General features: G+C 38.2%; 17 protein-coding genes. 11 read left to right on the forward strand and 6 right to left on the reverse strand.

Annotated features, from left to right (window positions below; all coding sequences use genetic code 11):
• The first annotated feature begins 56 nt into the window (after positions 1 to 56).
• The 10 genes from R2Q84_RS00070 to R2Q84_RS00115 all read left to right on the forward strand — a co-directional run bounded on the left by R2Q84_RS00070 (position 57) and on the right by R2Q84_RS00115 (position 6,988).
• The gene (locus R2Q84_RS00070) at positions 57 to 1,535 is read left to right on the forward strand and encodes a GntR family transcriptional regulator (RefSeq protein ID WP_316814468.1); all 1,479 of its coding nucleotides are present in this window, start codon (positions 57 to 59) and stop codon (positions 1,533 to 1,535) included.
• A gap of 34 nt (positions 1,536 to 1,569) precedes the next feature.
• Positions 1,570 to 1,845: a helix-turn-helix domain-containing protein gene (locus R2Q84_RS00075; protein ID WP_316814469.1), complete on the forward strand. Its 276-nt coding sequence runs from the start codon at positions 1,570 to 1,572 to the stop codon at positions 1,843 to 1,845.
• 106 nt (positions 1,846 to 1,951) lie between these two features.
• Positions 1,952 to 2,101, forward strand: coding sequence for a hypothetical protein (locus R2Q84_RS00080; RefSeq protein WP_316814470.1), 150 nt, complete (start codon positions 1,952 to 1,954; stop codon positions 2,099 to 2,101).
• 146 nt (positions 2,102 to 2,247) lie between these two features.
• On the forward strand, positions 2,248 to 2,892 hold the full coding sequence (locus R2Q84_RS00085; protein ID WP_316814471.1) for a DUF6266 family protein: 645 nt from the start codon (positions 2,248 to 2,250) through the stop codon (positions 2,890 to 2,892).
• Positions 2,889 to 4,049, forward strand: coding sequence for a hypothetical protein (locus R2Q84_RS00090; RefSeq protein WP_316814472.1), 1,161 nt, complete (start codon positions 2,889 to 2,891; stop codon positions 4,047 to 4,049). Before R2Q84_RS00085 ends, R2Q84_RS00090 begins: the two co-directional genes overlap by 4 nt.
• Complete coding sequence (locus R2Q84_RS00095) at positions 4,033 to 4,665, forward strand: hypothetical protein (protein ID WP_316814473.1); 633 nt, start codon at positions 4,033 to 4,035, stop codon at positions 4,663 to 4,665. Before R2Q84_RS00090 ends, R2Q84_RS00095 begins: the two co-directional genes overlap by 17 nt.
• A gap of 208 nt (positions 4,666 to 4,873) precedes the next feature.
• Complete coding sequence (locus R2Q84_RS00100) at positions 4,874 to 5,521, forward strand: DUF6266 family protein (protein ID WP_316814474.1); 648 nt, start codon at positions 4,874 to 4,876, stop codon at positions 5,519 to 5,521.
• Between the two features lie 146 nt (positions 5,522 to 5,667).
• Entirely contained in the window at positions 5,668 to 6,075 is a 408-nt protein-coding gene (locus R2Q84_RS00105) for a hypothetical protein (RefSeq protein ID WP_316814475.1), read from the forward strand.
• Complete coding sequence (locus tag R2Q84_RS00110) at positions 5,994 to 6,560, forward strand: peptidoglycan-binding protein (protein WP_316814476.1); 567 nt, start codon at positions 5,994 to 5,996, stop codon at positions 6,558 to 6,560. The genes R2Q84_RS00105 and R2Q84_RS00110 overlap by 82 nt, the downstream gene beginning before the upstream one ends.
• 29 nt (positions 6,561 to 6,589) lie before the next feature.
• Positions 6,590 to 6,988, forward strand: coding sequence for a hypothetical protein (locus R2Q84_RS00115; protein WP_316814477.1), 399 nt, complete (start codon positions 6,590 to 6,592; stop codon positions 6,986 to 6,988).
• 289 nt (positions 6,989 to 7,277) lie between these two features.
• Here the strand turns inward: R2Q84_RS00115 and R2Q84_RS00120 are convergent, their stop codons facing one another.
• The 5 genes from R2Q84_RS00120 to R2Q84_RS00140 all read right to left on the reverse strand — a co-directional run bounded on the left by R2Q84_RS00120 (position 7,278) and on the right by R2Q84_RS00140 (position 12,946).
• Positions 7,278 to 8,138, reverse strand: coding sequence for a hypothetical protein (locus R2Q84_RS00120; protein WP_316814478.1), 861 nt, complete (start codon positions 8,136 to 8,138; stop codon positions 7,278 to 7,280).
• Positions 8,139 to 8,150: 12 nt separating this feature from the next.
• Positions 8,151 to 10,145 carry a hypothetical protein gene (locus R2Q84_RS00125; RefSeq protein WP_316814479.1) on the reverse strand — a complete coding sequence of 665 codons (1,995 nt, stop codon included), beginning with the start codon at positions 10,143 to 10,145 and terminating at the stop codon, positions 8,151 to 8,153.
• A gap of 410 nt (positions 10,146 to 10,555) precedes the next feature.
• Entirely contained in the window at positions 10,556 to 11,161 is a 606-nt protein-coding gene (locus tag R2Q84_RS00130) for a hypothetical protein (RefSeq protein ID WP_316814480.1), read from the reverse strand.
• Position 11,162: 1 nt separating this feature from the next.
• Complete coding sequence (locus R2Q84_RS00135) at positions 11,163 to 12,029, reverse strand: hypothetical protein (protein WP_316814481.1); 867 nt, start codon at positions 12,027 to 12,029, stop codon at positions 11,163 to 11,165.
• 149 nt (positions 12,030 to 12,178) lie between these two features.
• Positions 12,179 to 12,946 carry a hypothetical protein gene (locus R2Q84_RS00140; protein ID WP_316814482.1) on the reverse strand — a complete coding sequence of 256 codons (768 nt, stop codon included), beginning with the start codon at positions 12,944 to 12,946 and terminating at the stop codon, positions 12,179 to 12,181.
• Between the two features lie 162 nt (positions 12,947 to 13,108).
• On the opposite strand from R2Q84_RS00140, the gene R2Q84_RS00145 reads away from it, so the two are divergent.
• The gene (locus R2Q84_RS00145) at positions 13,109 to 13,549 is read left to right on the forward strand and encodes a GNAT family N-acetyltransferase (protein ID WP_316814483.1); all 441 of its coding nucleotides are present in this window, start codon (positions 13,109 to 13,111) and stop codon (positions 13,547 to 13,549) included.
• Between the two features lie 59 nt (positions 13,550 to 13,608).
• Here the strand turns inward: R2Q84_RS00145 and R2Q84_RS00150 are convergent, their stop codons facing one another.
• A complete protein-coding gene (locus tag R2Q84_RS00150) occupies positions 13,609 to 14,505 on the reverse strand; it encodes a metallophosphoesterase (RefSeq protein WP_316814484.1) in 897 nt (298 codons plus the stop codon).
• Positions 14,506 to 14,531 lie beyond the last annotated feature (26 nt).

The raw sequence follows: 14,531 nt of genomic DNA on the forward strand, positions 1-14,531 counted from the left end.
CTTTTAGGCAAAATTTTCTCCTAATTTACGATCTACCAAATATAAAATTTATTCATATGCATAGATTTAACGCCGAAACGTGGACTTTCCCTCAAAGTCCGGGCGCTCCACTCAACAGCGATCAGGTATACCAGATCATCGTAAAGTACATTGAAAACGGTACCATACTGCCGGGATCCAAATTGCCTCCATATCGGTCTGTAGCCGAGTTAAACGACATTTCAAGAACTACCATGTCCCGGATCTATAAACGACTGGAGAACAACGGATGGGTTGTTCCGGTTAAAGGTTCCGGAACTTATGTATCGCAGAGCTTTCCCGGCTACGCCTTTCTGTATCCACTGGATCGCAGTATAGAAAGACTTCCAATTAGGCTGGGTAATGCATCGGGTGCAGAAATGCACAACGATCATCCTCCTTCTGATTTTATCATGATAGGATTCGAGACCCCAAGTCCACATCATTTATCACAGTGGTTACACCATACACAAATTGCTAAGCACGCCCAGGCTTATGTTAATTTTAAACAGATGGACAGAATCAATGCAATGACAAATGTAGAATTTAATGCAGCCATATTGAATTATATGAATGTAAGCCGAAATTTTATGGTGAAAGGGGATTGTTTAGGCGTTGTGTTAGGCAGGATAGAGTCCTTACAGCAGATTTTTAAATTATTGTTAAACCCGCTTGACAAGGTGGTAAATACTTCGCCCAGGGATTTAATGTTAAGAAAGCTTTTAAAAGATTGTGCTGCAGTTTCTCACCATATCAGCTCTTCCAATCCCGGGTTCATCAAAGAACTAAAGAAATTATTGAGACATACAACGATAAAAGCACTGTATATAAAGCCACAATGTAGCCATTTGGAGAGTTACTCTATGTCGGAAAATGATTGCATAGAGCTGTTGGAACTGGCCAGAAAGCACCAGTTTTACATCATTGAAGAAGACGATTACCACGAGCTCTGGTATGAAATGAAACCTTTTAAACCATTAATTTGTAGAAACCATGCCGGACATGTGATTTATTGCGGGGCATTGAGCTTGCTGACCATCTATATGCAGCAAACACGAATTATTGTTGCCCCTGCCGAGTTTATTTCCATGATGCATCGTACCCGCATGTATCAAAGCCCTTTTGAATGTACAAGTACTAAACATGCAATTACTTTGATGTTAAACGACAATAGATTGCTGACTGACATTAAGAAAATGCAAAAGGAAAAAAAGCAACACATGTTTGAAGCAGGGATGCAACTGATAAATGCATTCGGAAAGGCTGTTAATGTGGTTAAACCTTCTGCCGGCCTATGCTACTGGCTTGAATTCCCGGATGCAAAATACCTTCGTGATGCGATCCTCCATCTGCAAAGTAATAATTTAAAAATACCCTTCCATCCTGGAATGAACAAGCCCACCTTTGAAGAACGATACGTATGTTTTGGTTTCGGAACCTGGGATGTTATGGAGGTTGAGCTACCTGCGAAACTAATGTTTGAAAAGTTGAGTTCAAAATACGGACTACTCCAATAACTAAACAATTTTACCGGTATAGCTTAACCTGCCTATGCTGTTACAAATCATCTCTTTATTAAAAGAAATTCTGGCTGTACTGATACAAATCAGAACGGACTTACCCAGATTATGTGCCGTACAGCCTCCCCTTGAAGAGGAACTGCTGGATAACAGCGACGCAAAGCGCATGTTCAAAATTTGCGATAAAACACTGTATCGCTGGCGCAAAAGGAATCTCATCACTTCGCTTATGGTGGGCAAAAAACACTATTATCGTAAGGCCGACCTCATTAAACTAGCCGAAAACACCGGACAAATACGGACTTAACAGGACAAATCCAGACACCCATCCTGGTTTACTAGGATTTCATTATCCCGGATTTTAGATTTGATCATACCATCAGGTATTTAATTCATCTTAAAATCAAATGATTATGAAATGTAAAACAGTTTTAACAACAAACAGAACAGTGTTGCACATGCAGCACCTGGCCCATAGGCGGGCGCTACATTGGCGCAGGCACGGTCTGGTACAAGCAGGTAGGTTGCAGGTACACCAGCCCTACATTGCAGGTACCTCGTAGGTGTAACCCTTTACAAGGTAGGGCTGATCTACGAATGATGTTGGCGCCACCTCCCTTAAATTATTAAATCAGTCTTTTTCTTTCGTGTTGTAGTTCACTGATTATTAAATAGTAACACGTGTTTAATTAATTTTTTATATCATATTATGGCTAGATTACCAAAAGGAATTTTTGGTCCCCTTTATGGGAAATTAGGACCTGTTGTAGGTGCTACGTGGAATGGAATACCTTATATCCGCTCCAAACCAAAAAAGAAAAAAAAGAAAAGAACAGTTAAAACTGAAGCGCAAATTGCTAATGAAGCGAGGTTTAAATTTGTTAACCGGTGGATGATTCCGTTTCATCCTTACATGATGATTGGTTTTGGGAACTTTCCGATAGATAAGCCTCCGGTGAGTATGGCCTTATCGCTAAATTATCGTCAGATAGTGATCGGGTCTTATCCTGATTTCAACATCGATTATTCGAAAGTGGTGCTTAGTGTAGGAGATTTACCAGGGTTAGCACAACCAGTTTGTGTATTTAGTACTCTGGATACATTGGAGTTAACCTGGGCTCAGTCACCAAATGCGAAAGTTGCTTTTGACGATCAGTTAATGCTGGTACTGTACAGCAGGGATTTAGAATTGGCAGACGGCTTTATCGGAGGCGTGAAAAGAGCAAGTGGAAAATGTAGTTTTCAGTTTGTTGAACAAATGATCGGCAAAGCGCTGGATGTGTACATCTCGGTTACTTCGCTGGACAGGAAAGGAATTGCGAACAGTATTTACCTGGGGAGGATAGCACCATGAAAACACATACCACAACTACGCTTCAAAAATTGGTATTGGAGCATATGTCGCCCGGCGGTCCCGGTATGAACAATGCAGAAATTGCTGACTGGATGGAGCGTATACCTAAGATTACCGATGATATGCTTAAAATTATGAGCAGCGCCGTTTTTAGTCTTTTCCCCAATAAACTAACCCACCGTCACTTAAACCAGATCCTTAAAGAATGTACGCTGTTGCTGGATGCCTTGCATGGTTATGGAGAAGATATGGGAAATATGCAAAAGCTGGCGCTAATGGTTCGGGATTGTTTGCTGGAGATTATTGAACTGCTATGGTTGCGCTACAGCAAATATCTGGATGCAGACGTGAAAATGCCGAAGCTGTTGTTTTGTGATGCTGCAAGACAAATAGAGCGTAATGCTGCCCTAATGGTAACAGCCATGACCCGATACCATGCCGACAAGCGCTTGCAGGCAGTGGTACTATGCAAAATGACGGGTTTATTAAAAGATGGGAGTGGCAGCTGGCACAAAATTGAATACCTTGAAAAGTTGCACCGGTGCATTATGGAGCTTTGTACGGGTAGCAATTGCAACATCACTTCTAAATTGCGACAGCTGCTGTTGCGGGCAAATTTTAATACTTCGGGTTTCATTGCTTACTGTAAAGCTGGTATAGATACTGAGCTGGCAGAAAACTATGAAGTAAAAGATCAGTTTCATTGTATGTACGTCTACCAGCGTGAGTTTAGTTGTCCTTCTTACATGCATAAATTCACGCGCTTTGCGCCCCGGGAACCAAAAGTGAAAGAGGTCTTGTTAGCTTATGTGAACTCGGAACTAACGATGATGGAGAAAAAGAACAGGCCGGCGGCAGTGAAAAAGGTCATTGAGCAGCCTGTGGCGGTAGAACGGTATAAGTTACCAATGTCAATTTCGGTTGATGCGATGGTTTATTTTTTCAGGTTACTGTTAACGGCAGGGGTAACCACTGCCACCAAAAATGAGTTGCTGCTTTTCCTATCCAAAAGCTTCCGCACAGTGGAGGCCGGTGATCAGGATATCTCACTGAAAAGCCTGAACAACAAGTGCCGGCAGGTGGTAAAAAACACCGCAATTACGGTGAAGTCGATTTTATTAAACATGTTAAAACAGGTAGATGGAGAATTTGGATAATATGGATAACGTAGAATATACGGAGGCCAGGATTAAGAAACTGGGATATGTTGTCCTGTCTGGGACGTTTTTGGAAGTGGTGATTTCTGCAAAACGGATTGCCCTGGTAAAAGAGCTGAAGTGCATAAAAATGCTGGTTAATCCAACCCATGTAGATGTGGACGTGGATTTAGAGCTGTTGCGGATCCTTGATGAACCGCATTTGAAAATAGCATCTAAGCTCGCAGATTCGATCTTTGAGTTAGTGGAAACTTATGGTTTGGTCCATCTTTTAAGTGCTGAGGAGGTAGAAAACGATAAATGGGCTACCGAGCACGGCTGGAGGTTCTTTTGGCGGCTAATGTTCTTTCGCCAGCATCATCGCAGACTCGACCGCTATGTTAATTTCACAAGGGTTTTACGTAGTGCCCAGCGGGTAATTTATGAATTGCTGAAACTGATGATAACGGGAGCAACCAGGATGGAGGACCGTACTTATCGTACAAACTATAGTCCCGGCAGGGTCAAAGCTTTACTACTCGGGATTACTGATCCGATGTTGTTGAGCCTGGCCGGATTGATAACGCAGGTCAGGGATTCCGAAGCAGAAAGCCGGGTACTGACAGCCAGGTTTTAATTTTTTTTCAGGAAAATGAGGAGGCACTGGCATAGGTTTAAACGCTGTTTTTGAGGGCTTATAGGTGGGGGAGTTCCCAACCCCCGGGAACTGGACAAGGCCTTGTTTTTTTATTCTCTTTGTGTTGTTGTTTGTGACGTTAGCACTGCAGGGCTACTGGGATCAGGCAACTAAAACACAATTTTTTAAACTATTAAATATTTAGATTATGGGAATTATCAGACAGGGAATCCTTGGCGGATTCAGAAACAAAACGGGTAGCGTTGTAGGCGCTGCCTGGCGAAACTTAGATGTGATCAGAGGATTACCGCGTAAAAGCAATAAGCCGGCAACTGAACTGCAAATTGAACAACGCACTAAGTTTGGCCTGGTGACCGAGTTCTTAACAGCAATGACCGAATTCATTGAGGAAGGTTACAAAAAGGGCTCTGGTTCTGCTTCTGCAATGAACGAAGCGGTTGCTTATCACCTGAAAAATGCGGTTACAGGAATTGCACCGAATTTTACGATAGACTACACCAAACTTCAGTTTAGTAAAGGTTCGTTGAGTGTGCCTTCAATATCTACTGTAGATACTGTTACTCCGGCCTCGGTAGACTTTAACTGGAGTCTGGATGGTCCGAATTCCAGGTACAAAGATGATACGGACGTGATTAACGTACTGGCTTTTAACCCGACAAAGAAGCAGTTTGTTGCTTTAAGGGCTGCTGCACCACGTTCGGCACTCAATTATTCTTTGATGCTTCCGTTGGACTTTGTAGGCGATTCGGTACACTGCTTCTTCAGTTTCACTTCTAAAAAGAAGAAAAAACTAAACTCTAAAAGCGTGTACATCGGGTTATTGCCTGTAGCCTAACCTAACCGGTTGTCCGGGACTTGTGTATCCCGTAATAAGGTGGACACCTGTGTGACGCGCTTACACCCACAGGTTCCGGACAACCTTTTAAACGGTCACCTGAAATATAGCTGACTGATCAATGTTGAATTATTAAAATAGATATCATGAATACATTAAAAATTTCAAAGGCAGGTCCTTTAAGGAAGGATACTGTAGGTATGGCGCCTTTTTTAAAAAGAAAGGCAAATTACAAGGGTTATTTGTTAACTGCAATTCTGTTGTTGCTTTGGCCGGTTGCACAGCGATTTGTAATGGATGTAGATCCGACCATAGGGTTTATTGATCCGAATATCTGGTTGTTGATTTTGCTGAGCTTCATTTCTTTTACAGTGCTTATTGGTTTGTGTTGGTGGATTTTACATGGGTTTTGGTTGAGTGTTGGTTTGCCTGGTTTAGGCAATATGGTTTTACAATTTAGAGGTTTATCATTATGGCAGCAGTTAGGTTTTTATTGGGCTTCCTTTGTTTCATTGTTACTGGCAGCTGTTGGGGTGCTGACCGCAATTCTATAAGTGATGGTCGTGCGTATCAGAACCAGATTTATGGAGGGATCGGCAAGGCCGAGCCGGGAAGAAAAAAGATCATCGATATTGCGGAAAAGGAGGTTGGTGTTCGGGAAAGTGGCGAAAATACTGGTCTGCGAGTGGATGAGTATAACGCGTATGTTGGATTCAAGAAAGTGGCTTGGTGTGCAAGTTTTGTGTCCTGGGTTTTTGGGCAAGCTGGGTATCCGCAACCGAGATCGGCTTGGAGTCCCGCAATTTTTCCCGCTCATCGGATTGCCAAAAATCCGGTCGCTGGGATGGTAATGGGGATCTATTTCCCGAAATTAAAACGAATTGCACATTGTGGGATTGTAACGCGTGTTAAAGGCGAACTAATATTTTCTATTGAAGGGAACACCAATTTTAACGGAAGCAGGGAAGGAGATGGTGTTTATCGCAGGATTAGACATGTGAGGAGTATATATCGCTTTGCAGATTGGTGGGAAAAATGAGTGATCTCTTCTTACTAAAAAATACAACTATGAAAAAAACATTCTTAATTATTCTGCTGGGCCTTATGGGCTGTACAGTATTCAGAAAAACAAGTAAAGAAAATAGAATAGCCACCCAATCAACAACTAACCAGCTGGAATCCGCCCAGCTGGTTTTAAAAAACGTTGATAAGGAAACACAGGTTTTTACCTATTGGAATGATAGCGGGTTTTACCAGTATCAACATATCAAAGAGCATATTGATCAAACTAAATTGCGTAAGGTGAAAGTCGAGGAAAAACAACAGGCAAAACACTCTAGTACAATCAAGAAAACCGAACAAGTTGCTACATGGATTTACGCAGCGATGTTGGTAGCATTGTTGGTTGGGTATTGTTTTTTTAGAAGCCCGGTATTCAGAGGTATATCCAATTGGTTGAGTAGGTAATTTGAAAAAGTTACCAGAGTTTGTTTTTGAAGACCTATTATGCGATGGATTTGATACCACTTATCTCCAGAACAGTACGCCTATTTATTCTTTTCGCGTTACAGGTTGTTATTTGATATTATGCAAAGTAATTTCTTATCTTGGGGTAGCTAGCTCACATAGTTGGAAATACAGGGTAATCTGGTGATGGATTAAGGAATAACTGAAACGGATAATTAAAGAAATGTATAATTCGGTAATTACCAAGCCTGAACATTTCTCTGACTTGGTAATATTTATATTAATTATTTTATTTCTTCTGAACTGTATGATTTAAATATTCGTTTTCGTTAACATCGAGCCATTTGTCAAAGGTTATGCTAGTGTCACCTTCTAACTCTTCTGAAATGGGTTGTTTTTTTGCTAGTCTGGCATAAATAACAGGATGTGAAACCTTAAAAGTATATTTTCCGCTTACATCTTTAGTAATAGCCAATGATAGAGAAGCATCGCTAAAAATTTTGCCAGCTACAGTGTTTGCAGGTATTTGTAGCTTACTCTCCAATGCAAGACTATCTTTTTTATCTACCTGAATAGCTACTGATAACCCGTCAATTACGCAATCTGCAACAATGATTACTAAATTGTTATTATCATATGCATTTTTCAAAGGTCCAGAGCTACTTTTAATATAATCTAATATTGGTTTCTTTCTGAGCATCCTAATATACCCTTTTCCGATAGTGACAGTAACTTGGGTTGTTTTATCATTCTTGATTTTACCCGAAAAGCCAATCATATCATATATTTTGGGTAGCAATATATTTAATGCAAACTTCCTCTGATCTTTTTCAGATAAATCTATAGATCCTCCACCACCAACTGCGGCAAATCCGTTCATGTCAAGCCAATTTTCCGACTTACTGTTAATATTATCTACCCCAATGCAATTCCACATATCGCAAATGAAATTTTCTGTCATAGCAGATTTATTGAATGACGTAATCAGACCATAGTTGTCTGTAGGGTAGCTAAAAGTCTGATAACCTTTTAGATCCGTCCCAATCGATTTTTTGATAGCTTTCCCCATGAGCTTATTGTAATTCTGGGCATTTGCCATTTCTCTTCCTTGAAGAAAAAAGCCTAGTAATAATAATAAAAGTTGACGCATTTTTTTTAGGGTTTAAGGATTTTTAAGTAATACTAATTGTTTGAAATTATTTTTGAAATCATTTTTGTCAACTATAGGAATTAACTTGTCATTGATCCATAGATTAATTTTAATCGAATCAATATCTATCGGTCTCCAACACAAAGTCTCCTCAGAAAAAGCATAAAACTTTGATCCTATAACCGTTATGCCGCAAATACCATTATACGGATTACCATTCTTTTCTCCATTCCTTCGTAAAGCAGTCTTTTCAACCCCGTTAAATTCGATAATGCCGGGTTCAAATTTTATTGGGATGATTTGACCATTTTTATCCTCTAAATACCCCGAGCTTATTTGAAGGAGTTTTTTCATGTTCACTATGCCTGCTGAGGCAAACTTCCCGATAAATAAACTATCTAGATCGCTGGAAAGAATCAATCTGATTCTTGATTCATAAGCCGTCATAGACATCCCCGAATGCCTCCAGAAAGCTTTAGCTATATAAAGTTTGGTAGCAACGTCAGGAGTAGCAAAACTCGTCCCAATCTCTTCTGGTTTTATCGTAGTTAAACTATCTCCCCACCCAACTCCCTGTCCCAAAACGGTTATTCTATTTCCGTTACGTGAATGCCAGCCTTTAAATTTACCTGGGCTGACCCGATTTCCAACAGTAATTACAGGAACAGTCGGATAGTTATTGATATAAGAATATAAGGGTTGTTTAGGGGCAATTCTTTCTTTAGTACCTTGTTCCAATTCTAATAAACTTTCGATCTCTCCAGGCTCATTTAGAACGGCTGTGAGTAGACTGGTGTTTGTTTTTCTAGAGTAAATAGGTGATATGTCCCTTTGCGCAGTTATGTAAAATGAGGATGAAATAATATCAGGTCTTAATCTGTAGAAATATTTAAACAAAACATCAAGATATCCTTCGGGAATACATTTTTCGCAATCCTTATATTGTTCTCTTTTAAACTGTTTTAGAAACTTAATTAAGCTAACACCTGGTAGATCCTCTATTGCTGGATTTGTATAAGTTGATTTTGAGATGTTATAATATCGTTCTATCAAGTTAATACTTGACTCAAAATTCTGGAAATAATTAATTGGTATTGGAATTATTCCCCGATTATTTGTGTCCAGTCCGTATTGTCTGAATCGTGTATTGATAACATCTAGAACTTTTTTTCCATGTCCTGTTTTTGAAGGAAAATAGTCAAATACATAATACTTACCAAAACAAGTATCACTTACCGATTTTAGAAGATCAACTATTGATTGGTCAATTTGCACTAGCTTATAATTATAATTGCTTGAATCTGTAGTTGAATTGATGTCATTGATATCGATGATTCCTGAAGGTTGGATTGTTGCAATGGCTTTATTGTTAAGTTTATGGTATAAGGAATCTGATATTAGTTTTACAAACTCTTCCAAATCATCCTTCGATAGTTTATATGCAAAAAATTTAGCTTGATCAAAGAAATCAATTCTCCTTTTATCTTTTGGATCAGTTGGCGTAAAAGTAGCTAATGAAATTGTTGACGATAAAAATGTTTTATTAGAATAAATATCGAAATACTGTGTAAACTCAGCTGTACTTTTTGAAACTGCTTGTACGGGCAATTTTGGTATTAGAAAATTATCCCCGGCCTTAATCATATAGTCAAGACCCAGATTATTCACGTCAGCCATTATATTTAGAATTGCTTCTGTTAAATGGTGCTTTACTTTGTCTTTGACGTTAAAACGGGCTTTGATGATGAGATTTAAATTGTCATTCGGCTTAATTTTATAATCAACTACTGCATTATTTCGATTGGCAAGCTTGCCTAAAGCAAGATATATTTGCGATTTATCTTTTAGTGAGATCTTATGTGGGTCAAAAAAAAGTATTACGGTATCAGAAGTTGTTGAATCTATTTTGCTTTTGATTTCAAAATTGTTTACTGGGAGGTTCAATGAAGTAGCACAACTTTGTCCATAGTGAATGAACATTGCAAGCAATAGAATACATATTTTCATGATGCGTTATTTAACTGTTTATTATATAGTCAATTATAGTAGATGGTGTAATAAATTTAATATTAAAAAACGAACATTCATCAATGATAAATCCATTAACATAACTAATTGTCAATATAAATGTCCAATATGTACAGGATTTGTAAAGTGCAATTTACATTTATCAATTATTAACAATATGTAGCTATATCTCGACCTGTGTTTCAGTCGTATACTACATGGCTTTGTTTAATTGAAGTGCTTATTTTGAAAATAGATTTAATGGCAGACCAGTTGATTATTTCTTTAATAGATTTCAATAAAATAAGGGTTTGTAATTTTATTTTTAATGATTACGATGTTTGCGCATAATTATTAAACGACTTAATTTATACCTAAAGCGCGTGTGTTTATAAGGCGTCTAACACCCGTTATTTAGTTTTAAACGGTTTTTCCTTTGAATTTAAAATAGCTTCAACAATATCTCCAACTTTATATACGAGAGTTCTACTTTTAAATAAACCGTTATGACTATAGCCGAGTAAGTGCATATATTCGTGTGCAAAATGTGCCGCAAGTGCTGCAGTATCATCGCTCATAGCCCATAATTCTAGTCTTTGCGGACATATAGCGAAAATACCATCACCAAGCCCATCAATACCAATAGTTCCAGCTGAACTATTTAATTCACATCTTTTTAACCAGACTTCATGATCCTCATCTTTATTTATGGTTCTTAAGCGAAGATCAACTATACCATCTTCTCCACCCGCGCCTTGTAGTTCATGAGATTGAATAATGGAATTATAAACCTGTTCATTACTAAGACCATTTTTCTTTGTGAATTTTCCGTCCAGTATTTCTGTTTTAAATTCCTCGGAGTTTAAAACAGAATCGAGAAGGGAAGCAGCTTTAGCGGCGAAAGGTTCGAACTGGTTATAACCTTTAATACTATGTATTTTGACTTTTATGCTTCTATTTTGAGAATTACCTATAAATGAATAGAAGGTTAATAGACCTAGCAAAACGTATTTCATATTATTTTTCTTTTATTTTCTCTATACAACCTAGAACCTTCCATGGACTGTTGTTGGAGATTTTATCTGTTCTCGACAATAAGCTAACTCTTGTTTCATTTAAAAGCTTGACAAAATGTTTTTCCACATGTGCCCATTTTTTTATTGTGTTATTAATATATGCACGATCGCAGTTTTTTACTAATTCAACTGAGTTTAAATAGGCTTCTGAATTGTTTTGAATCATTTTGTTTACGAGACGACTTAATGCTTGAGTGATTACAAAACCATAGTAATTTGCACGGACTTCATTTATCGATTGGTCTTCCTTACTCTGATTTAAGAAACGACCGGCATGGTCGTCAATAGAATGTCCAAATTCATGGGCCGAAATAAAATAGAACTTATGTATTAATGCTGTCTCTTTTACGCTAGCTCCGTATATCTTTTCGGCATTGCAAGCAGTTTTATACAGACTAATCTTTTTTAGCTTGTCATCATATTTTCCATGAAGGATATATTGCCCACTTGACATTCTTTCCGGACAGTAAGACCACTTAGTTGATTTGAAAACCATCAACATTTTTCGTTGTACAAAGTCAAGTTCTCTGAATGAACAAAGCGTGTCAATAGCTAGAAGGCTAACAGTTGAAGATATTTTAGAATACCATACAGAATCGGCTTTGCCTGGCTCAGGTATGTTTTTTAGATTGTCTTTAAATATCGAATCATTGTAAATGTCCTTACAAAATTCATACTGATTCTTAACAAAGAACATACTGAGAACTATGTCATCTGGAAGAGGGGCATCATAGCCAGTCGACTGAATTGTCTTGTCAAGACAATCACTAATATCGCCCTGGGCAAACTTTGGACAAATAGCTTCCATACTATTGACTTCTATAATAAGTAGATTGCTATCTATTAACCCTTTTTTCGCAGCTTTACTAACCGACCCAGAGTAACAGTTCCGATTACATCCATTATTTACTATGACGAATATAAATAGTAAACAATAAACAGCAAATCTAAAAAACATCATTTGAAGACACTGTAATCTAAAGCCAATCGAAACTGACCGTCGTTTAAAGTTGGAATATCTTTGCCGGAAACAGCTTTAAAATAAGACAGTTTTATATTTACCCTGTCCTTTACGAAACAGCCCATTTCAAATCTAATTCCTTGTGGAATATCATTTACCGCACTCCCAAAAAACTCTTGTAAGTCCTTTTTTGCCATTCCAAAGAGCGCATATTTTGCTTGTAACCAAAATATTCCTCCATCTTGGTAACCTGTCCCGGGATCCCATGCTCCGGTTTGAAAATAAACTCCTGGATCAGCAAAATAAACAGGTTTAATTAATGACGAATTATCTACACTGTTTCTGCCGGTCAGTAATTTTGCCCCGATTGTACTCGTTAGTTTCACACTCGTTATACTTGTTTCTGAACCCGTTAGTCGGACGTATCCGTTGCCATTTAAATTTAACAATCCACCTGAAGGATTTAAAAGGCTTAAAATTGCGCTTTTATTGAGCTCATCTTTACCAAAATCTCCAGTTGTAGCACCAACCAGTAGGTAAACAGGGATATAAAATTTGTTAGGTTCTCCAATGTGGATTTTAACAGCCTGTGTTGTCGCTTGAAATTGCCCCTCAAATCCATAGTCTAAGAGCCCCTTTCCAAATAGTTCAACATCTTTCTGTTGAGCCGCGCCAAGACGAGGGCTTCCATTGTACACTTCGACAATTTGTGCTTTTAAAGCAGTAGATAATAGTAAGAATGATAAGAGTATAGTTGTTCTCATATTTAAAATGATTAGGATGATTTCTTGTTTAGTAAAATATAGGGTTGTATAACTGGCATTACAGCAATTTCTAGCGTTAGATAAGATTTATAAATAAAAATAGTTAGTAATTAACTTATTAAAAATACCCATTTATAGGTATTTTTAATTTTCAATTATGCTATGATCTTTAGAACCGCTGAACTTTCAGATATTAAACAGATGCAGGTAGTGAGACACCTGGTGAAAGAAAATACCTTAAGCAATCCTGATCTTGTTCCTGACGAGGATGTAGCATATTACATCACCGAGAAAGGGAAGGGCTGGGTTTGCGAGCTAAACGGTAAAGTAGTAGGTTTTTCCATCATAGATCTGCAGGAAAGAAGTGTCTGGGCATTATTTGTAGATCCCGATTTTGCAGAAAAAGGTATTGGAAAGAAATTACACCAACTCATGATCGATTGGTATTTTCAACAAACTAAAGATAAAGTGGTTTTGGGAACAGGACCAAATACACGTGCAGAAAAATTCTATGCGTTTCAAGGCTGGACCCAGGTCGGTAGTTATGCCAACGGTGAGACTAAATTTGAGTTGAGTTACGAACGTTGGATTCATCGTACATGAGGTTGTAACTATCCACTTTATCTGTTTTTCTACAATAAGTTGCTTACTAATATCAATTGCTATTCAATTGGAAATTTGTATGACTTGGTACGCCCAACACCTTTAACTTCAAAACGATCAGCGTAAATCTCCAGGAAACCATAGGCATTTTGGTCTGATGTTTCCACCATTCCTTCTAAGGTGATGCAAGGAATGGATGAGTGATACCCAAAATCACCACTGTGATGGTGGCCTGCAAAAAGCGCTTTAATACAATTGTATTTAGCGATTACATGAAGGATTTCCTGACTGTTTAAGGCTGTAAAGCCTCTCGAAAAATCCAGTGGGTGGTGAGAAAATATCAGTACTTTTTGATGTTGCGACTGGGCTTTCGCCAGCAAACCGTCAAGCCAATTTAATTGCCGGCTACTGATCCCGCCGTTGTATTCTTCAGCATTCACACCTTTAGCCAGTTTAATACTATCTACCATTGTCGTTAATTCTTTCTCCTTCCATGTTCCTGCAACATTGGCATACGAGGCTACTTCATTGGTGTTTAACATGATAAAAAGCCAATCCTTCTGTTTAAATGAATAATATTCTGCTGGCATGTCGAGTTTTTTATATAGAAACTGATTATCCGTTATGCCATGGTAATCATGATTTCCTGTAGTCGTATAAATCGGCTTTTTTAGTCCTTTTAAAATGGATAGAACCGAATCCAGATCCTTCGGGTTTCTATCAATGATATCGCCCAGGTTAAGTGAGAATTGCACTTTTTGTTTATTTAGATCTTCCACGCAGTCCCTCAATTTTTTCAATGAGTTTCTATAATAACGTGTACCTCTTGATGCGACATCAGCATACTGAATATCCGCGATAAGCCCAACACGAAGAATAGGCTTTGATTGTTGAGCTTGAGCGATAAGGCTTCCGGTTAGCAATAATGCTGTGAAAAAATAAACTATTTTATTCATGATGTTAAGTTTTTGATGGTGAAATA

Source organism: Pedobacter nyackensis (assembly GCF_032678475.1).
Lineage (GTDB): Bacteria > Bacteroidota > Bacteroidia > Sphingobacteriales > Sphingobacteriaceae > Pedobacter > Pedobacter nyackensis_A.